The following is a 19,542-nucleotide window of genomic DNA, read 5'->3' on the forward strand; positions in this document are numbered from 1 at the left end:
ATGAAGATCCATGGAAATCCACCAAATAACCGTATGGGGTGCAAGGGGTAGAGTGTTAGAGTCACTCCGTCCCGACCAACAAATCCCTACATTAGAGCCTGGTCAGTGATGACCAGGCTTTTTTGTGTCAGGGACTTTTGCGGGACTTTTTTCATCCTGCCATCCTCCTCAAAATTGTCAGGGCCGGCCCGCGCGAATCGGTGGCCGAAGTCCTGTTGGCTTCATCGATCAGCTTGCCCAACTCGGCGGCCGAGTAGTGACTGGTGATGCTGCCGTTCTTGTGGCCCAGCAGAGCCTTCCTGCCTTCCTCCGTTATCCCTGCTGCCCGAAGTCTTCGACCGAAGGTGTGCTTCAGGTCGTGAATGCGGATCGAAGCAAATCCAGCCGGGGCAGGGCGCAGAAAGCACTCCTGGAACTTCTTCGCTGCTCTGACCCTGGCCTTCTTCCATGCCGAATCGTTCATCCGGTGAACTGGAGTGGCCTTTCCGTTTCGATCGGGTTGTCCGTAAGGAAATACCCAAACCGGATCAAGCCCACGCTGCCACTCGATGACCGACTTGGCTACGTTGTTGAGCACCACTAGCTGTTCGTCACCGTTCTTGATCCCGGAGCTTTCGTGTAGGCCTCCAAAATCCGCCGGTATGAGAAAGACGCTGGCATTGAACTCAGGAATCGGTATCTCCCAATCCCAGCGAAGCTTCACAACCTCCTGTTCGCGTGAGCCGCTGTTGTAGTGGTCAACGAGTCCCGGGCAACAGGTTATTTTTTCGGCCACCGCAGGCAGTAGCCCTTCGTTGAATTGATGCGGCCTGATACAGCCGTAGTGGTGCATTACCTCGTTGCTGGCGGGTCTATACAGCGCTTTGATAATCAGCTGTGCATCCGGCTGGGCGGAAAACGAGCAGTCGATTACTCGCCTGGCATGCAGTTCCAACACCGCGTCAAGTAATGCCAGCGACCTTGTGCCCGGATGTAAGTGATGACGCTGCATCGAACCTTGCTAGGTCATTAGGCATTGAATCCGCGGTTTAGTCGGCTCGTGATGTCTGGCCGCTTACGCTTGGCTCACTCGTGAACCCGCACGCCTTGTTGGCTTGTTGACCAAGCCCGGCTCATTCATCAATCCACATTCACGGAGGCTGCCGACGCTCGCACCGTTCATACGCAGTATGCCGAGAAAGCTGCGGTTGCTGGCGCAGCCTCGAGTTGGCTTGAGCGGCGATGCAGAGCAAAGCTGTTATCGCTCGCCGGAACCTGGGAGACCGCACGCCGTTGCTTGCCCCTCAGGTAAGTCTCTGTCGGCATTTCGCCTGAATGGCTGTTCGGGAGCACCACCAGCAGCGTGGTCATGGGTACGAGTTCGAGTTGGCTGACGCGGTGGTACCAGGCTGCTTTTCAGAGTTTTCTCATAGTGTGATGCGGGAAATTGCCTCAGCCTAACGGGATGACCTACAGGCAATTGACCATGCTTCATGAAGACTCCCTCTCGACGCCGAATGCCGCGCGCAAGCTTCTGCGTCTGCTCGCATGCTCGGTCGTGGTGTGCCTTGTCTTTGCTTGTGGGATGTTCTTTACGGCCGTTTTCAATCATGAAATCTCGCAGCTGCGCAGGCAGATGAATGCGGCCATGTATGAGGCGCAGGCCTATATCAATTCCCGCGAGCTGTTGCTTGAGCATATCAGTCGTGATGTCACGCACAGTGCTTATGCAGTGCCGGCTGACCCCTTGCCGCCAGGGCTGCACGACAGGCAGGTGCATTTCACGCTGGGCGACTCATCCTCTCCCATGCGTCTTACCCTGGCTGTCGAGGACCTCGAGGAGCTGGAAGCGCGGCGCATGAATTTGATTTACGTAGCCTGCGCCGGTGAGCACCTCAAGGCCTGGCGGTTGGTCGGTCCATCCCGCAAGAATGCGGCGGTGCCGCCGAGTGTCATGGCGCTTCTCAGCCAGCCTGGAACTGACAAGGAGGAGCAGCATGTCCGATGGCTGACCGATCCGGCAGACGGCCAGTCGCGGCAGTACCTCTTTGCGCGTGTGGAGCTCGAAGGAAACAAGGGGTGGTTGGGTGCCGAGATCTTCGCGGCGGACATCAGTGCCGAGTTCAACTCGACCTCCGCCGGGCATTATGTGCTGCTGGATCAGCAGCACCGCATCGTTCTCGGGAGTTCCGTATCCGCCAGCCTGATCTCGGCATTCCGTCAGGTGTGGGACCACGACAACTTCACGCTCGTCGGAACGAGCTGGTTTCCCAGTCATGTGGTTCTGCTCAAGCACCTGGGTAGCTCCGATTGGTCGTTGATCTACTACGAAGAACTACCCCAGCTTCTTCTACCGCTTCTGCCGCAACTGATCATCTGTGCGCTGCTGCTGATCATGGCCTGGGTGGGCATCGAGCATCGGAGCCTGAGAGCGCCGGTCTCTACCGCTTCGACCCAGATGCCCAGGATGCCGCTGCGCAATCCCACGGCCTGGCTGATCGCACTGTTCTTCGCCTGCAACAACCTGGTGTTCTACGCACTGATTGCCTGGTTGGCACCGATGTATATCGAGCGTGGCGAGAGCGCCACCTCGGCAGGCTTGATCCTGGCCAGTTATACCCTGGGGTTCATGCTGGCCAACCCGGTGTTTGGCTTGCTCAGCCGCAGCGATGATCGACGTCTGTTGCTTGCCGCGAGTTCCAGCATCGCCTTGCTGGGCAGCCTGGCGATGGCCGTTGCGCCTGATGCCATGCCACTGGGGACTGCTGCGATTGCGGCTTTTGGTACCGGAGGTGCCTTTACCTTGGGTATGACCTTGCCGCTGGACAATGCTTCGACACCTGAGGAGGCTGGGGCCTGGACTGCCTTTGTGATGTTGCAGAGTTATCTGGTCGGCGCTGCCGGTCCGTTGCTCGTGGGATATCTGCGCGACAGCGCGGGGCACTTCCAGTCGGCCCTGTGGCTGTTGGTGGCTGTAGGGGCGCTGATGTTGCTGGTGACTCCGTTCTTGCAACCCTACCGCTGTCGCCGTTGATGTCAGACCTTGTTCCGGGAGCGGAAGGCGGCGACCTTCATGCGGTTTCCGCAGGTCGCCATGCTGCACCACCGGCGTCGGTGTGACTTGGTCAGGTCATGGAACAACAGGACGCAGTCATGCGCTTCGCACTGGCGGACGTATTCGAATTTATCGTGGGTGACCAGAGTCGCCAGCGCGTCGGCCACTGGCTCCAGGAGGCTTGCAGGACTGTGGTCGCGGCGACGGGTAGTGATTCGCAGCGCCTTCGCCTGTTTGTCCCAGGTCAACTCTTTGATGGGGCGGCCGGTTTCCAGAATCTGGTTGATTACCTGGAGGTCTGTCTCGGCCCCTTGCATCGCTGCGTGTACCACCGTTCTGGCGCATGCCCGTAGTTGCCGGGCAAGTGTCAACAAGCCTGAGGGCGGGGGCGGTAGCTTGCCTTCGGGTAAGAGTCCTGCCTGCTGCAGCCAACTCATCACACTGTGGTCATCGGCGAGGTGGTCTTGATGCTGTTCGCCCATTCCGTACTCGCTGTTGATGAAGTCCAGGGCGAGGTTGTCGGCCAGGAAGAGTGCGCCGGTAGAGGAGGACATCGTTGCGTTCATGGGAAAAGGTTCTGTAACTGATAAATGGCTGTTTACAGGTTACTAAAATAGTTTGTAACCTTCAAATTCAATTTTTAAGGGTTACGGAGGTTCGTTATCATGTATACCAGAGTCATTGCAGCTGCCGGCCTTGCGGCCGCTTTGCTGATGGGCGTCGCGCACGCCGATGATGTAAAGACACAGGTTCACTACCGCTATGAGCAGGTGGGCAATGTGAAGGTCTTCTACCGTGAGGCCGGTAATCCGGCCGCGCCAAAAGTGCTGATGCTGCACGGTTTCGCGGCGTCGTCCTTCATGTACCGTGACCTGATTCCTGCGCTGGCCGACCGCTACCATGTGATTGCGCCAGACCTGCCCGCGTTCGGTTTCACCGAAGCGCCGGGCAGGGAAGAGTATTCCTACACCTTCAGCCAGTTGGCGAAGACTATCGGAGCGTTCACTGAGCAGCTCAAGCTCGATAAATACGCTCTCGTGGTACATGACTACGGTGCTCCCGTAGGGTGGCGCCTGGCTGCTGCTCACCCCAAGCGGGTTAGCGCCATTATTTCCCAGAACGGCAACGCCTATGAGGAAGGTCTTGGGGACGGTTGGGCGCCTATCCAGAAATACTGGCGTGAGCCTACTCAACAGAACCGAGAGGCGCTGCGAGACTTCCCAACACCTGAGTCGATCAAATGGCAGTACCTGGAAGGGGTCTCCGATAAGAGTTCGGTATCTCCGGATGGCTACACGCTGGAAGGGCTCCAGATTACCCGGCCAGGAAATGCCGAAATCCAGCTCGACCTGGTGCTGGATTACGCAAACAACGTAGCGATGTACCCCGACTTCCAGAAGTTCTTCCGCGAGTATCAGCCGCCGCTGTTGGCCGTTTGGGGGAAAAACGATCCCTTCTTCCTGCCGGAAGGCGCTCAAGCCTGGACGCGCGATATACCCGAGGCAGATATTCGCTTCTATGACACGGGTCATTTCGCGCTGGAAACTCATGGCGATGAAATCATCCCGGTCATCCGTGAGTTCCTGGACAAGAGCATCAGGTAGCGGTGTCCGCGCCATGCAGCACCTCGCTTGGGTGAAACAATGCACTTAAAGACCGCAGGAGCTGCATGGCAGCCTTGAATCAAACGCATGGGAATTCGACGATTTTCCAATGGGCACTCATAAGGTTTTACTTTATCTAGCCGCTATATAGGTGGGCGCTAATAACAAGGAATTTCCCCCATGCGTTTCTCCATTCGTACCAAGATTCTCCTGCTGAGTGTGATACCCGTGTTGTTGCTGGTCGCATTGCTCAGTGGCTTGACCGTCGCCATTCTGAACAAGCTGGCAGACGAGCAGACCGAGGCGGCTCGTGAGCGTATGCACGAAGACCGTCGCGCGGTGCTGGCGAACTACGTGCAGATCGCCAACGCGGCGATTGCAGGCATTTATCAGGCTTCGGCACCGGGTGACATGCGTGCGCGCGACGAAGCTGTAGCGCTGCTCAAACGGATGAACTTCGCCAAGGAAGATTACTTCTGGGGTTACGACTCGCAGAGCGTGCGGGTTTTCTGGTCGGACAAGGACGTGCGCATCGGCGAGAGTTTCCGTGACTTTCGCGACGCCAACGGGCTTTACGTGATCAATGAACTGGTGCGGGTTGCCAGAGACGGGACGCATTTTCTTGAGTATGCCTTCCCGGTACCCGGCCGCGACGAGCCGGTGCCGAAAATCGGCTATGCGCAGTATCTGGAGAAGTGGGATCTGGTCATTGGTACGGCCGTGAACCTGGACGATATCGAGTTGCAGGTTCAAGCGTTCGAAGAGCAAATGCACCAGCGCATCAGTTCGCTGGTCATCGATATGCTTGGACTGGCCCTGATGCTGCTGATCGTCATCGTGGCGCTGGCGGTCTGGTTGGCTGGCGGTTTCGTGCGCCCGCTGCAACAGATCAAGTCCAACCTCGACGATATCGCTGCAGGCGAGGGCGACTTGACCCGGCGATTGCCCGTCACCACCCAGGACGAGCTGGGGCAACTCGCTGGTTCCTTCAATCGCTTTGTCGAGAAGATCCACGATCTGGTGAGGCAGATCGCCGAAATGACCGGGCAACTGACGGGGCTGGTAGGCCAGGTGGCGGAGCAGGCGCAGCGCTCCGAGCAGGCCATGGGGCAGCAGCGCCACGAAACTGATCAGGTGGCCACGGCGATCAATGAAATGTCGGCCGCCGCTCACGAAGTCGCCAAGAGCGCGCAGAGCGCCGCCGAAGCCGCGCAGCAGACTGATCGCGAAGGGCAGGTAGCCAAAGGCGTGGTCGATGGCAGCATTCAGCGCATTCACTCGCTGGTCGAGGACATTCGCAGCAGCGGCGTATCGCTCGACAACCTGCAGCAGGACGTACTGTCCATCGTCAGCGTGCTCGACGTGATTCGCTCCATCGCCGAGCAGACCAACCTGCTGGCGCTCAACGCCGCCATCGAAGCCGCCCGTGCCGGTGAGGCCGGGCGCGGTTTTGCCGTGGTCGCCGATGAGGTGCGTGCGCTGGCCAGCCGTACCCAGCAGAGCACCCAGGAAATCCAGGGCATGATCGATCGCCTGCAGCAGGGTACCCAGCAGTCAGTCACTTCGATGCGCCGTTCCAGCGATGCTGGCGAGCTGACCAGCGAGCAGGCCAACAAGGCCGGCGAATCGCTCGATGCCATTGCTCAACTGATTGCCACCATCAATGCGATGAACGCGCAGATCGCCAGCGCCGCTGAAGAGCAGACGGCAGTGGCCGAGGAGATCAATCGCAGCGTGCATCAGATCGCCGTCGCCGTGGACAGCGTCGCCGACGAAACCGAGCGTGGCGCCCAGACTGCTCGCAGCCTGGCCGGCCTCGGTGATCGCCTCAGCTCTCTGGTACGTCAGTTCCGTATCTAGCCAGGTCAATGCCTTGGGCCTGTGGGCGAGGTTTCATCCTGTCCCACAGGCTGCCTGTGGGCGGAGAGAAGATTGGCGCCGGGATTGGCTGCGGTGATCTCTATGCTGCTGTATGGATGTCCCGCGCCTCAGCCGGCTGCGAGTCGAACCGTTCAGATCAATAGTCCAGGGCATCGCTCTCAGTGAAATCAGCGTTCTAACGGTGTAGAACCTGCTCTCGTTTCTCTACCAGGAAGTCGATCAATGCACGCATCTTGGCGGGCATTTGTTCCCGTGAGGATACGTACAGGCAGAAGGCCGCATGGTGATGAGTCCAATCGTGCAGGACGCGCACCAAGCGACCATCTGCCAGTGGTCGCTGAATGGCAATGTCGACGATCTGCATCAGCCCAAGCCCCTGAAGGGCCGCCCGAGTCATGCAGCCATCGTCGTTGACGGTCAGGCTTCCGGTTACCGCTTGGGTAAAGTGGCGTCCGTTCTTGCCGGGCTCGGTGAAGTCCCAGTCATGCAGTGCACCGCTGCCCGCGAACCGATAGTTGATGCAGTTGTGCGCGGCGAGATCCGAGGGAGCCTTCGGGGTGCCATGCCGTTCGAGATAGGCCGGGGAAGCCGCGACCGCCATAGACAGAGGCGGACTGATCGGTACGGCGACCACATGCTCAGCCAGCGCTTGCCCCAGTCGTATGCCTGCGTCACATCCGTCGGCGATGATATTCGACAGACCATCTGCCATGACCAGCTCGAGGGCAACCTTCGGAAAGCGCGCGTGAAACTCTGTCAGATGCGGTTCGATCAGGGCCTTGGCCGCCAGGCGGGATGTGTTGATCCGGATCAGGCCGGAGGGTACCCCTGTCGTGTCGCCAAGATTACGAATGGCAGATTCGATCTCGCCAAGACTGGGCCGCAGGGTGTCGAACAATTGCTGTCCCGCTTCGGTCAGGGACATGTGTCGTGTGGTGCGGTTTATCAACCTCACCCCCAGCTCTTGCTCCAAAGCCTTGAGGTTTTGCGATAGCGCTGCCCGTGAAACCCCCATGGCCTCTGCTGTACGCGAAAAGCTGCGGTGCCGGGCTATGTGGGCAAACCACGCAAGCGAGGGGAGCAGTGATGGAGTCATGCGCGCATTGTAAATAAATAGTTAACACTGATGTGGGTTTTGGGCTCTTTTTCACTGCCAATCGTCGGCGTAACGTCATGTCCATCGAGCAAGCGGCTGCGTATATCGAAGTGTGCCGACGTGTACCGCTCACGCCTCCACCGATCTTCTCACTGGAAGGAACATGCCATGACAAACACGCCTCTGCGCATCGGCATCATCGGCGCCGATACTCGGGCCAGTTGGGCCGGCGCATCCCACATTCCCGCCATTGTGGCGCAACCCGGACTGAAACTCGCGGCTGTCGCTACCCGTAAGGAAGAAAGTGCCAAGGCGGCCGCCAAAGCCTTCGGTGCAGAGCGCTGGTACTCGAATCCGTACGATCTCTGCCGCGACGACAGCATCGATCTTGTCACCGTTGCGGTGAAAGTGCCGGCGCACAGGGACCTGGTTCTGGCCGCTCTGAAAGCCGGCAAAGCCGTATATTGCGAAGCTCCACTGGGCGCGACGTTGGCGGAGACCGAAGAAATGGCCGCTGCCACGGGATCGCTGCATACCGCGATCGGATTGCAGGGGCGGTTGAACCCTTCTGTAAGACGCGCCATCGAGATCATTGCCTCGGGCAAGCTTGGAACATTGCTCTCGGCGAACGTGAAAGCCACCACATTCGGCTACGGCCCGAGCACGCTCAGCTACTACGACTATTTCAACAAGGCCGCATCCGGGGCGAGCTTTCTGACAATCACGGTCGCGCATGTGCTCGACGTGGTCGAGGCCGTGCTGGGGCCCATCACGGAAGTCGATGCGCGGACAAAGCTCATCTGGCCGGCCGTCACGGTGGTCGATACCGGCGAAACATCTCACCGTGAAATTGCCGATCACCTGGACCTGATCGCCGAAACGAGTCAGGGCGCTTCTGTGTCCGTGCAGGTCCTCGCTGGCATTGAAAGCGACCCGCAGTTCGTGATGGAGGTCCGCGGATCGAAAGGCACGCTCGCGCTGCGCGGCCATCACCTGGCGGGCGTCCAGGTTGGGGACCTGACTCTTTCGGCAAGTGTGCCGTTTGCATTGCCCGACCTCCCCGTCGCAACGGGGCGCGGCCTGACGGCCGACGAGTTTTGGGCCGGCGCCGCAATTAATGTGGGCGAGGTTTACGCAAGTCTTGCACGCGACTTCAGGATGGGCACTTACCACACCCCGGGTTTTGCTCACGCATTGCACAGCAGCCGACTGATTGCAGCGGTCGAGCGTGCTGCCGTGACAGGGCAAAGACAGCTGGTCCCGAATGCCTTGTGCTTGAAGCGTGCGGCTGGGGTTCGATAACGACCCTATCTTGCGCCCCTATTCGCCAACAGACGATCAACCGACGAAACGACCACAAGCGAGGAGACCTTCATGAGCGAGATACCCCTGGCCAATATCGGTAGACGCCGGATGCTGATGACGGCAGCAGCAGGCGTTGCCGCGGTCACGCTCCCCAGCCTAGCCACAGCGGCGAGACAAGCCGATGTGGCCGGAGAGCAGATTGGCGCTGCACGAACAGTGGAACTGCAAGGCAAGCGCGCCTTGGTGACGGGCGCCTCACGTGGGATCGGTGCCGGGATTGCACTGGCGCTGGCTGACAGAGGCGCCGATGTCGCGATTACCTTTTTGAACTCGCCGGAACGTGCTGCCGAAGTGGTTCGCATGATCGAGGCCAAAGGTCGGCGTGCTGTCGCCATTCGAGCCGACAGTGCGGACCCTGCTGCGGTGCGGCGGTCGATCGAGGAGGCGGTCGGCGGGCTTGGTGGGCTGGATATTCTTGTCAACAATGTGGGTATCTCTAGAGACGGTACTTTCGCGCAGATGAGCCTCGAAGACATCGATGCGCTGCTACACGTAAATACACGAGCCGCCGTGCTCGCGTCCCAGGCAGCGTTGCCTCATCTCAAGCGTGGCGCGCGCATCATCACCATTGGCTCCTGCGTTGCCGAGCGCGTGCCTTTTCCCGGGCTGACCGTGTACTCGATGACCAAGTCCGCGATGCTGGCATTGACGCGAGGGCTTGCCCGCGATCTTGGCCCACAGGGGATCACCGTGAACCTGGTACAACCTGGGCCGATCGACACCGACCAGAATCCAGCAGATGGCCCCTGGGCGGACATCAATCGACAGTTCACCGCACTGGGGCGCTATGGCACGCCGGCTGATATCGCCGCCGCAGTCACCTTCCTGGCGAGTCCGGCCGCCAGCTTCATGACCGGCTCTGTAATCACGGTGGATGCGGGCTTCAATGCGTAAAGAAACAGAGGGCAGCAGGAATGGATTCCCCCTGTTTCGGCTGGTGTTGATATGCAAATCGGGGGAGCAGGTCATGTGGGCTTGGATTTGAGGATTTTGAGTCAGGTGCAGACTCATCCCAGGCCGGCATAGCGCTCATGGGCATCAGTCTTCTACTGAAAGCTTCATCAGTAGAGTGTTCGCATCACGTCGTCCTGACTCAATAGCTCCATCACTCAGGCCAGCGCAGGCGGATGTTCCGCTGGAGCGCCTGAGGCAGCCAGAGGATATCGCCGCCGTGGTGTCGTTTCTGGCCGGGCAGGATGCAGCCTGGGTCAAAGACCAGGTATTGCGCGCCAATGGTGGGTTGGTCTGATGCGATAGGGCTGCGATGGATGACGCACCTTGTCGCCAAATGCTGGCAAACTTGCGCTTCGTTTTTCGCCAGGAGTCAGTCGATGCCCGCCAGCCCGGAGTTGTCCCCCGGCCTTATTGTCATTCACGGCAACCACCTCGAAGAGCTGCGTGCTCTGGCGGTGCAGTGGATGCGGCGCTATCCGCTGCGGCCGCTGGAGAACGAAGTACTGCTGGTGCAGAGCAACGGCATCGCTCAGTGGCTCAAGCTGGCGTTGGCCGAGCGTGATGGATGCGGGATTGCTGCCGCGCTGGATGTCGATCTGCCGGCGCGCTTTCTCTGGCAGGCGTACCGCAACGTGCTGGGCAAGGACGCGATTCCGCAGCAGTCGCCGCTGGACAAGGCGCCGCTGACCTGGCGCCTGATGCGGCTGTTGCCGGGGTTTTTGGCCGATGAGGCGTTCGCGCCGTTGCGCCGCTTTCTTGCCGATGACCAGGACCTGCGCAAGCGCCATCAGTTGGCCGAGCGCCTGGCCGATCTGTTCGACCAGTACCAGGTCTATCGCGCCGACTGGCTGGCAGATTGGGCCGCCGGGCAGGATCGCTTGCGTACCTCGCGTGGCGGCGAGCGGATTCTGGAAGGGGATTCCTGCTGGCAACCGGCGCTGTGGCGCGCCTTGCTGGAGGATGTTGGCGAACAGCACCTGGCCGAGAGCCGCGCTGGCGTGCATCCGCGCTTCGTCGCCCGCATGGGCGAGTTGGACGCGCCGCCGCCCGGGCTGCCTCGGCGCATCAGCGTCTTCGGCATCTCCTCGTTGCCGGCCCAGGTGCTGGAAGCGCTGGCGGCCATGGCGCGGTTCAGCCAGGTCATGCTCTACGTGCACAACCCCTGTCAGCACCACTGGGGCGATATCGTCGAGGACAAGGATCTGCTGCGCCACGAGTACCGTCGGCAGCAGCGTAAAGGCAGGCCAGATGCCCAGATCGGTCTGTTCGAGCAGGAAGACATGCACCAGCACGGGCAACCGCTGCTGGCCGCCTGGGGCAAGCAGGGGCGCGACTACATCAACCTGCTGGATCAGTACGACGAACCGCAGCGCTACCGCGAGCAGTTCGAACGCATCGACCTGTTCAGCCCGGCCAGCGAGCACAACCTGCTCGGCCAGTTGCAGAACGACATCCTGGACCTGCGTCCACTGGCGGAAACGCGCAGTGTCTGGCCGCCGGTCGACCCTGAGCATGATCATTCGCTGCGTTTTCACGTTGCCCACAGTGCTCAGCGCGAAGTGGAGGTGCTGCACGACCAACTGCTGGCCAGCTTCAGTGAGGACGCCACGCTGCGGCCGCGCGATGTGATCGTCATGGTCCCGGACGTCAATGCCTACGCCCCGCATATCCAGGCCGTGTTCGGCCAGTTCGCCAGCGACGATCCGCGTTTCATTCCCTTCACCCTGGCCGACCAGGGGCTGCGCGGCAAAGAGCCGATGGTCATCGCGCTGGAGCACCTGCTGCGCCTGCCGGACAGCCGCTTCAGCGTGAGCGAGATTCTCGACCTGCTGGATGTCGCCGCACTGCGTCAGCGCTTCGCCATCGCCGAGGATCAATTGCCCACCCTGCGCCGTTGGCTGGAGGGCGCTGGTGTGCGTTGGGGGCTTGACGCGACCCAGCGGCAATCGCTCGGCCTGGGCGATGACCTGGAGCAGAATACCTGGCGCTTCGGCCTGCGGCGCATGCTGCTGGGCTACGCGGTGGGCGCGGCGGATGCCTTTGCCGGTATCGAACCCTACGACGAAATTGGCGGGCTCGATGCCGCGCTGATCGGCCCGGTGACGCGCTTGCTGGAAACCCTCGACCGGCATCTGCAGCAACTGCGCGAGCCAGCCACGCCCGTGCAGTGGGGCGAACGCTTGCGCGGCGTGTTCGATGATTTCTTCCTGGCGCAGAACGACCGCGAAGAGGTGCTGACGACTCAGTTGCTCGATGCGCTGGATGCCTGGTTGGAGCTTTGCGAGGCTGCGACGCTGGAGGAAGCGCTGACGTTGCCGGTGGTGCGCGAAGCCTGGCTGGGTGGGCTCGATCAGGGGCGGCTGAGTCAGCGCTTTCTGGCCGGTGCGGTGAATTTCTGCACCCTGATGCCGATGCGCGCGATCCCGTTCCGTCAGGTCTGCCTGCTGGGCATGAACGACGGCGACTATCCGCGCAGCCAGGCGCCACTGGATTTCGACCTGATGGCTGGCGATTACCGCCCCGGCGACCGTTCGCGCCGCGAGGATGACCGTTATCTGCTGCTCGAAGCGCTGCTGGCGGCGCGTGATCGTCTCTATATCAGCTGGGTAGGGCGCAGTATCCGCGACAACAGCGAGCGACCGCCGTCCGTGCTGGTTGGTCAACTGCGTGATCATCTGGCCAGTGCCTGGACGCTGGTCGGTGGCGGCGATCTGCTGCATGGCCTGACCACCGAGCACCCCTTGCAACCCTTCAGCCGCCGTTATTTCGATGGCCAGGCGCAGTTGTTCAGCTATGCCCACGAGTGGGCCGCGCTGCATGGTAAGCCTTTGTCGGGCGAGAGCGCTGCCTCCCTGCCAGCCTGGGAAGAGGGGCAGCAGCTTACGCCCGAGCTGTTGCAGTCGTTCCTGCGTGATCCGGTGAAGTGTTTCTTCACGCGCCGCCTCAAGGTGTTTCTCGACGAAGAAGAGCAGGCGCAACTCGACAGCGAGCCGTTCGCCCTCGATGGTCTGCAGCGCTACCAGTTGCAGGAGACCTTGCTCAAGGCAGCGGTCGCAGGCGACGGGGACAGCGACGATGCGTTGAGGGCGGCCGCCGATCGCCTGCAACGCAGTGGTGTCCTGCCACTCGCTGGTTTCGGTGAACAGTATCGCAACGCCTTGCTTGAGCCCTTGCCGGCGCAGGTGCAGCGTTACCAGGGGCTTTGCCTGTGCTGGCCGATCCTGCTGGAGTCACCGCAGCGCCTGCGCTTCACCGCCGCCGGTGTTGAGCTCGACGGTTGGCTTGCCGGGCTGCGGCAGCAGGCCGACGGCAGCCTGGCGCGCCTGGAGTTGTTGCCAGGCGCGCTGCACAAGGACAAGAGCTGGAAGTGGCATCGTCTGCTGCGGCCCTACGTGTTGCATGTCATCGCCGCAGCCTGCGGTGTGCCGCTGACCACCCTGCTGGTCGGCGAGGATCGCAGTCTGGCGTTCGAGCCGCTGCCAGTGGAGCATGCTGCCGGTGTGCTGACCGCCTGGCTGGACGCCTGGAAGGCCGGCATGCAGACGCCGTTGCCGGTCGCCCTGAAAACCTCGCTGAGCTGGTTGCAGGACAATAACGAAGACAAGACCCGCAGCGTCTATGAGGGGAGCTACAACCTCTCCGGTGAAGTCCAGGGCAGCGCCAGCCTGGCCCGACAGTTCCCGGACTACGTTGCGCTCACCGCCGACGGCCAGTTTCCGGCATGGAGCGAGCGGCTCTACCAGTCGCTGCTCGACAGCCATCCCCAGGCACTCGAGGAGGACGTAGCATGAGTCAACAGCGCCCTCTGGCCCTGACGTTTCCCCTGCACGGCAGCCGCCTGATCGAAGCCAGCGCCGGCACGGGCAAGACCTTCACCATTTCCGCGCTCTACCTGCGGCTGATCCTCGGTCATGGCGGCGACGCCGCGTTTCGCGAGGCCCTGTTGCCGCCGCAGATTCTGGTGGTGACCTTCACCGATGCGGCTACGCGTGAGTTGCGCGATCGTATTCGTGCGCGTCTGGTCGAGGCCGCGACGGTATTCCGTGGCGATGCCCAGGGCGACGACCTGCTGCGCGAATTGCGCGGTGATTTCACCCAGACGCAGTGGGACGAGTGCGCCCGTCGCCTGGAGTTGGCGGCGCAGTGGATGGACGAGGCCGCAGTGTCCACCATTCACGGCTGGTGTCAGCGCATGCTGCGTGAACATGCCTTCGACAGTGGCAGCCTGTTCAGCCAGACCCTGGAGACGGACCACAGCGAGCTGCTGGCCGAAGTGGTGCGCGATTACTGGCGCCAGCACTGCTATCCACTGCAGGGCGCGGCGCTGCAATGGGTGGCAAGTGCCTGGGGCACGCCCTCCGTGCTGGGCGCAAAGCTACGACCGCTGCTGAGTGAAGAGGGCGAGGCTCCGGCGCAGGCGCTGGGCGAACTGCTCGACAACGCATTGCAGCAGCGCGAGCAGGCGCTTGCCGCGCTCAAGTCGCCCTGGCTGGCCTGGGCCGATGAGTTGCAGCTGTTGCTGGATGCAGCAGTGGCGGCCAAGCAGGTGGATGGCAAGAAAATCCAGGCGCGCTTCTATAACCCCTGGCTGGCCAAGTTGCGTGAGTGGGCCGGCGGCGAAGAGTCGCGTCTCGACCTGGGCACGGGGTTCACTCGCCTGACCCCCGACGGTCTTGCGGAAGCCTGGAAGGGCGAAGTGCCGGGTCATCCAGCGCTGGACGCCATGGCTCTGCTCAAGGCGCAGCTCGACGCCTTGCCTGACCCCGCTGATGCGGCGTTGCGACACGCGGCAGCCTGGGTTCGCCAGCGCTTCGACTGGGAGAAACGCCAGCGCGCGGAGATGGGGTTCGACGACATGCTCGTGCGCCTGGACGCTGCCCTGCAAGGCAGCAACGGCACGCGCCTGGCCGAGGTGATTCGCCGCCAGTTCCCGGTGGCGATGATCGACGAATTCCAGGACACCGACCCGCTGCAGTACCGCATCTTCGATACGCTCTACGAGGTCGACGCCAACCGCGACGACTGTGGTCTGTTCATGATCGGCGACCCCAAGCAGGCCATCTACTCCTTCCGTGGCGCCGATATTCATACCTATCTGCGTGCGCGTCGGGCGACCTTCGGTCGGCACTACAACCTGGAGAAGAATTTCCGCTCCAGCCAGGCCATGGTCGATGCCGTCAACGGGGTTTTCCTGCGTGCCGAACAGCGTGACGGCGGCGAAGGGGCCTTTCTGTTGCGCGACGATCTACCTTTCATCGAAGTGGGTGCACAGGGCCGGCGCGAAGTCTGGAGCGTCGGCGGCCAGGCCCAGCCAGCCCTGACGGTGTGGCAGTTGGCGAGCGACGAGCCGGTTGCCAAGGGCGTCTATCTGGATGTGGTGGCCGCCGGTGCGGCCAGCGAGATCGTGCGTCTGTTGGATCTGGGGCAACGCGGACAGGCCGGCTTCAACAAAGAGGGGGTGCTGAGTGCCTTGCGTCCCAGCGATATCGCAGTGCTGGTGCGCGACTTCAATGAGGCGCAGGCCATTCGCGGCGAGCTGGCTGCGCGCGGTGTGCGCAGTGTCTATCTCTCCGACAAGGATTCGGTGTTCGCTGCACAGGAGGCACGCGACCTGCTGCTGTGGCTACGTGCCTGTGCCGAGCCGGATCAGGATCGCCCGCTGCGTGCGGCGCTGGCCAGCGCGACGCTGGGGTTGGCACTGAGCGAACTGGAGCAGCTCAACCTCGACGAGCGCACCTGGGAACGCCGCGTCATGCAGTTCCGCGACTACCGCCAGCGCTGGCAGCGCCAGGGTGTGCTGCCGATGCTGCGCCAGTTGCTGCAGGACTTCGAGTTGCCGCAGCGGCTGATGGGACGTGACGATGGCGAGCGGGTATTGACCAACCTGCTGCACCTGGCCGAACTGCTGCAGCAGGCTGCCGCCGAACTCGATGGCGAGCTGGCGCTGATTCGCCACCTGGGCGAGTTGCTGGCCGGTGAGGGCCAGGCTGCCGACGAGCAGGTGTTGCGCCTGGAGAGCGACGAGGCACTGGTGCGCGTGGTGACCATCCACAAGTCCAAGGGCCTGGAGTATCCCCTGGTGTTCCTGCCATTCATCTGTGCGTTCCGCCCAGTGGACGACAAGAAGCCGCTGCAGATCCACGACGGTGAACGTCGCCGGCTGGTGCTCAAGGCCGATGAAGACAGCCTGGCGCGCGCCGAGCGTGAGCGCCTGGGCGAAGACCTGCGCCTGCTCTATGTGGCGTTGACCCGCGCCCGGCATGCCTGCTGGCTGGGTGTGGCGGATCTGAAGATCGGCAACAGCAAGAAGTCGCGCCTGCATGAGTCGGCGTTGGGCTACCTGCTCGGTGGCGGCGCGTCGCTGACAACCAGTCACGAACTCACCGCTTGGCTCGAGCCCTTTGCATCCGGGTTTGAAAGCACCGTGGCGCCGGTGCCGGCCGCCAGCGAGCAGCGCTATCGCATGATTGAAGATGAGCAGTTCGAGCCGCAGTGGCGCACGCCTGTACGACGCGCCGCCGAACATTGGTGGATCGCCTCCTACAGTGCGCTGCGTCTGGACGAGGACGCGCCCCGCCAGGCCAGCCGCCACGAAGACGCCGCCCCCGACAGTCCGGCGATGCAGAACGCCATCGACGATGAAGATCCGTTGCTGGCTCTGGCGCCGCTGCCGGCCTCCGCTCAGGGGCTGCATCGTTTTCCGCGCGGGCCGAACCCCGGCACCTTCCTCCATGGCCTGCTGGAAATGGCGGCCCAGGAAGGCTTTGTGGCGCTGGTGCGGGAACCGTCAAAACTGCGCGAGGCGCTGGCCAGGCGTTGTCAGCGTCGTGGACTGGAAAGCTGGATCGATCCGTTGCAGGACTGGCTGCTGGCGCTGCTGACCCAGCCGCTGCCGCTGGAGGGCACGGATGCCTTGGTGCTGGCGGAGCTGACGCAGTATCAGCCCGAACTGGAGTTCTGGTTCGAAGCGCGCGGGGTGGACGTCAGGCTGCTGGATCAGTGGGTGCAGCAGTGCGAGTTGCCAGGTATCGCCAGGCAGCCGCTGCGTGCCGATACCCTCAACGGCATGTTCAAGGGTTTCATCGATCTGGTATTCGAACATCAGGGGCGTTATTACGTGGCGGATTACAAGTCCAACTGGCTCGGCAGCGATGATGGCGCCTACACCCATGAAGCGATGGAAGTGGCCATCGCCAGCCACCGTTATGACTTGCAGTACGTGCTCTATGTGCTGGCGCTGCATCGGCAGTTGCGTCTGCGCCTGCCGGATTACGACTATGACCAGCATCTGGGTGGCGCGCTCTACCTCTTTATCCGAGCACCGCAGCAGGGCGCCTACCTGGCCCGGCCGCCTCGCGAGCTGATCGAGCGACTGGATGCATTGTTCATGGGCGAAGCCGAGGAGGGCGCGGCATGAGTGCGATGCTGACGCCGGCGCTGCGAGATCGCGCCGAACTCTTTTCCCTGCTATCGACATGGAGCGAGCGTGGCTGGCTGCGCGAGCTGGATCGGGCTCTGGCGCAGCTGTTCGCCGAACTGGACCCGGACGCTTCGCCCTTGCTGCTGCTCGGCGCCGCGTTGGCCAGCCATCAGCTGGGGCAGGGGCATGTCTGTCTCGACCTGGCAGCCACATTGGCTAACCCTGATTTCATCCTGTCTTTGCCACCGGAAGGTGAGGATGCGCAAGAAGCGATGATCCTGCCGTCGCAGGTGCTGGCCGGGCTCAGCCTGGCGTCATGGCTGGCGGCTCTTGCCGGTAGCTCGCTGCTGGAATCAGAAGGTGCGCCGCTGGTGCTCAGTGGCACCTGCCTTTATATGCGCCGTTACTGGAACTACGAACGCCAGGTGGCAGGCAACATCGCCCAGCGTCTACAGGCGAGCGCAGCCGCACCCGCCGATCTGGCTGCGCGCCTGGCTTCACTCTTTCCCGACGCGCTGGTGGTGGACGGCCAGCGCCTGGCCGATTGGCAGAAGTTGGCCTGTGCCATGGCCGCTCAGGGACGCTTCACGCTGATCACCGGGGGACCCGGAACCGGCAAGACGACTACGGTAGTCCGTCTGTTGGCGCTGCTGCAGGCGTCTGCCATGGCCACAGGCGAACCGCTGCGCCTGAGTCTTGCGGCGCCTACGGGCAAGGCCGCCGCGCGTCTGACTGAATCCATCGGCGCGCAGGTTCAGTCCCTGGCGCTGGACGAGCGGGTGCGTGAGCAGATTCCGACCCAGGTGACGACGCTGCATCGCCTGCTGGGCAGTCGTCCCGGCAGCCGCCATTTCCGTCACGATGCGGCCAACCCCTTGCCGCTCGACGTCCTCGTGGTCGACGAGGCGTCGATGATCGATCTGGAGATGATGGCCAGCCTGCTGGATGCCTTGCCGACGCATGCGCGTCTGATTCTGCTGGGCGACAAGGATCAGCTCGCGTCGGTGGAGGCCGGTGCGGTGCTGGGTGACCTGTGTCGGGAGGCTGAAAGTGGCGGCTATAGCGAGGCTACGCGTACCTGGCTGGAACAGCAGACGGGGGAGCAACTGGAAGACTCGGCGCTGGTAAGCGGTGACCAGGCGCTGGCGCAGCATATCGTCATGCTGCGCCACTCACGGCGTTTCGGCAGTGGCTCGGGCATCGGGCGCCTGGCGCGTGCGGTGAACCAGAGCGATGCGCAGGCAGCACGTGCGACTCTGGCAGCAGGTACGGACGACCTGCATGTGCTGCGCCTGACGGGCGAGCAGGATCGTGCGCTGGAGCGACTACTAATAGACGGACAGGGTGATGGCGAGCATCGTCCGCTGGGCTATGCACATTATCTGCAGCTGATGCAGGCCGGGCGTCCCGCTCCTGGTGCCGATGTCCATGCCTGGGATGGCTGGGCCGGTGATGTCCTGGCGGCGTTCGACCGGTTCCAGTTGCTCTGTGCGGTTCGTAAAGGCACATGGGGCGTGGAGGCGCTTAACGAGCGTATCGCCGAAGCGTTGATGCGCCGTGGGCTCCTAGAGCAGGCGCAGGGCTGGTATGAAGGTCGACCTGTGCTGGTAACGCGCAATGACTACAGCCTTGGGCTGATGAATGGCGACATTGGTATTGCGCTGCGGCTGCCGGAACCGCCTGAATATCCAGGTGCACCTGAGCGCCAGGTATTGCGGGTGGTATTTCCGCGTAATGACGGCAGTGGCACCTTGCGCCATATCCTGCCCAGTCGCCTGAGCGCGGTGGAGACCGTGTTCGCGATGACCGTGCACAAGTCGCAGGGTTCGGAGTTCGCTCATTGCGCGTTGATCCTGCCTGACAGCCTCAACCCGGTGCTGACCAAAGAGCTGATCTACACCGGTATCACGCGAGCGCGTCACTGGTTCAGTCTCATTGAAAGTCGCCCAGGCATCTTCGAGCAGGCAGTGCAGCGACGCGTGGAGCGACGCAGCGGGCTGCGTGAAGCACTTGAAGCGTTATAAGTCATAAAACTGCAATTTCTGCTTGACGTGCATTCTGCTGGCGGTAGAATGCGCGCCACTTCAGCGATGAAGCTCTTCAAAAACTTCTTGTTAATCAATAAGTTAAGTTTAAAAGAGGGGTTGCAAAGCGAAGTGAGGCGTGTAGAATGCGCGTCGGTCGACAA

General features: G+C 62.0%; 9 protein-coding genes and 4 pseudogenes. 10 read left to right on the forward strand and 3 right to left on the reverse strand.

Going from position 1 to position 19,542, the window contains the following annotated elements:
- Positions 1–151: 151 nt before the first annotated feature.
- Positions 152–730 (reverse strand): annotated as a pseudogene (locus tag H3221_RS24590) (tyrosine-type recombinase/integrase); the annotation flags it as partial.
- Positions 731–1,465: 735 nt separating this feature from the next.
- On the opposite strand from H3221_RS24590, the gene H3221_RS24595 reads away from it, so the two are divergent.
- Positions 1,466–3,013: an MFS transporter gene (locus H3221_RS24595; RefSeq protein WP_224490787.1), complete on the forward strand. Its 1,548-nt coding sequence runs from the start codon at positions 1,466–1,468 to the stop codon at positions 3,011–3,013.
- A gap of 2 nt (positions 3,014–3,015) precedes the next feature.
- Here H3221_RS24595 and H3221_RS24600 read toward each other — a convergent pair whose 3' ends face one another.
- The gene (locus H3221_RS24600) at positions 3,016–3,588 is read right to left on the reverse strand and encodes a CGNR zinc finger domain-containing protein (RefSeq protein ID WP_224490789.1); all 573 of its coding nucleotides are present in this window, start codon (positions 3,586–3,588) and stop codon (positions 3,016–3,018) included.
- A gap of 111 nt (positions 3,589–3,699) precedes the next feature.
- Here H3221_RS24600 and H3221_RS24605 point away from each other — a divergent pair, with 111 nt between their 5' ends.
- From H3221_RS24605 to H3221_RS25995, 3 genes and pseudogenes are all read left to right on the forward strand, one after another.
- Positions 3,700–4,638 carry an alpha/beta fold hydrolase gene (locus H3221_RS24605; protein WP_397428115.1) on the forward strand — a complete coding sequence of 313 codons (939 nt, stop codon included), beginning with the start codon at positions 3,700–3,702 and terminating at the stop codon, positions 4,636–4,638.
- A gap of 180 nt (positions 4,639–4,818) precedes the next feature.
- A pseudogene (locus H3221_RS25990) lies at positions 4,819–5,643 on the forward strand (cache domain-containing protein); the annotation flags it as partial.
- 369 nt (positions 5,644–6,012) lie between these two features.
- Positions 6,013–6,498: pseudogene (locus tag H3221_RS25995) on the forward strand (methyl-accepting chemotaxis protein); the annotation flags it as partial.
- A gap of 196 nt (positions 6,499–6,694) precedes the next feature.
- Here the strand turns inward: H3221_RS25995 and H3221_RS24615 are convergent.
- On the reverse strand, positions 6,695–7,615 hold the full coding sequence (locus H3221_RS24615) for a LysR family transcriptional regulator (RefSeq protein ID WP_196476678.1): 921 nt from the start codon (positions 7,613–7,615) through the stop codon (positions 6,695–6,697).
- Between the two features lie 168 nt (positions 7,616–7,783).
- Between H3221_RS24615 and H3221_RS24620 the strand changes: the two genes are divergently transcribed.
- The 6 genes and pseudogenes from H3221_RS24620 to recD all read left to right on the forward strand — a co-directional run bounded on the left by H3221_RS24620 (position 7,784) and on the right by recD (position 19,378).
- Positions 7,784–8,917 (forward strand): Gfo/Idh/MocA family protein, encoded by a 1,134-nt coding sequence (locus H3221_RS24620; protein WP_196476679.1) that lies wholly within the window; start codon positions 7,784–7,786, stop codon positions 8,915–8,917.
- A 72-nt stretch (positions 8,918–8,989) separates the two neighbouring features.
- Positions 8,990–9,874, forward strand: a complete 885-nt coding sequence (locus H3221_RS24625; RefSeq protein ID WP_224490790.1) for an SDR family NAD(P)-dependent oxidoreductase — start codon at positions 8,990–8,992, stop codon at positions 9,872–9,874.
- Between the two features lie 238 nt (positions 9,875–10,112).
- Positions 10,113–10,229 (forward strand): annotated as a pseudogene (locus tag H3221_RS24630) (3-ketoacyl-ACP reductase); the annotation flags it as partial.
- A gap of 82 nt (positions 10,230–10,311) precedes the next feature.
- The gene (gene recC / locus H3221_RS24635; RefSeq protein ID WP_196476680.1) at positions 10,312–13,725 is read left to right on the forward strand and encodes an exodeoxyribonuclease V subunit gamma; all 3,414 of its coding nucleotides are present in this window, start codon (positions 10,312–10,314) and stop codon (positions 13,723–13,725) included.
- The gene (recB, locus tag H3221_RS24640; protein ID WP_196476681.1) at positions 13,722–17,351 is read left to right on the forward strand and encodes an exodeoxyribonuclease V subunit beta; all 3,630 of its coding nucleotides are present in this window, start codon (positions 13,722–13,724) and stop codon (positions 17,349–17,351) included. The genes recC and recB overlap by 4 nt, the downstream gene beginning before the upstream one ends.
- A complete protein-coding gene (recD, locus tag H3221_RS24645) occupies positions 17,348–19,378 on the forward strand; it encodes an exodeoxyribonuclease V subunit alpha (protein ID WP_196476682.1) in 2,031 nt (676 codons plus the stop codon). The genes recB and recD overlap by 4 nt, the downstream gene beginning before the upstream one ends.
- Positions 19,379–19,542 lie beyond the last annotated feature (164 nt).

This window comes from Pseudomonas chaetocerotis (assembly GCF_015712105.2).
Lineage (GTDB): Bacteria > Pseudomonadota > Gammaproteobacteria > Pseudomonadales > Pseudomonadaceae > Aquipseudomonas > Aquipseudomonas chaetocerotis.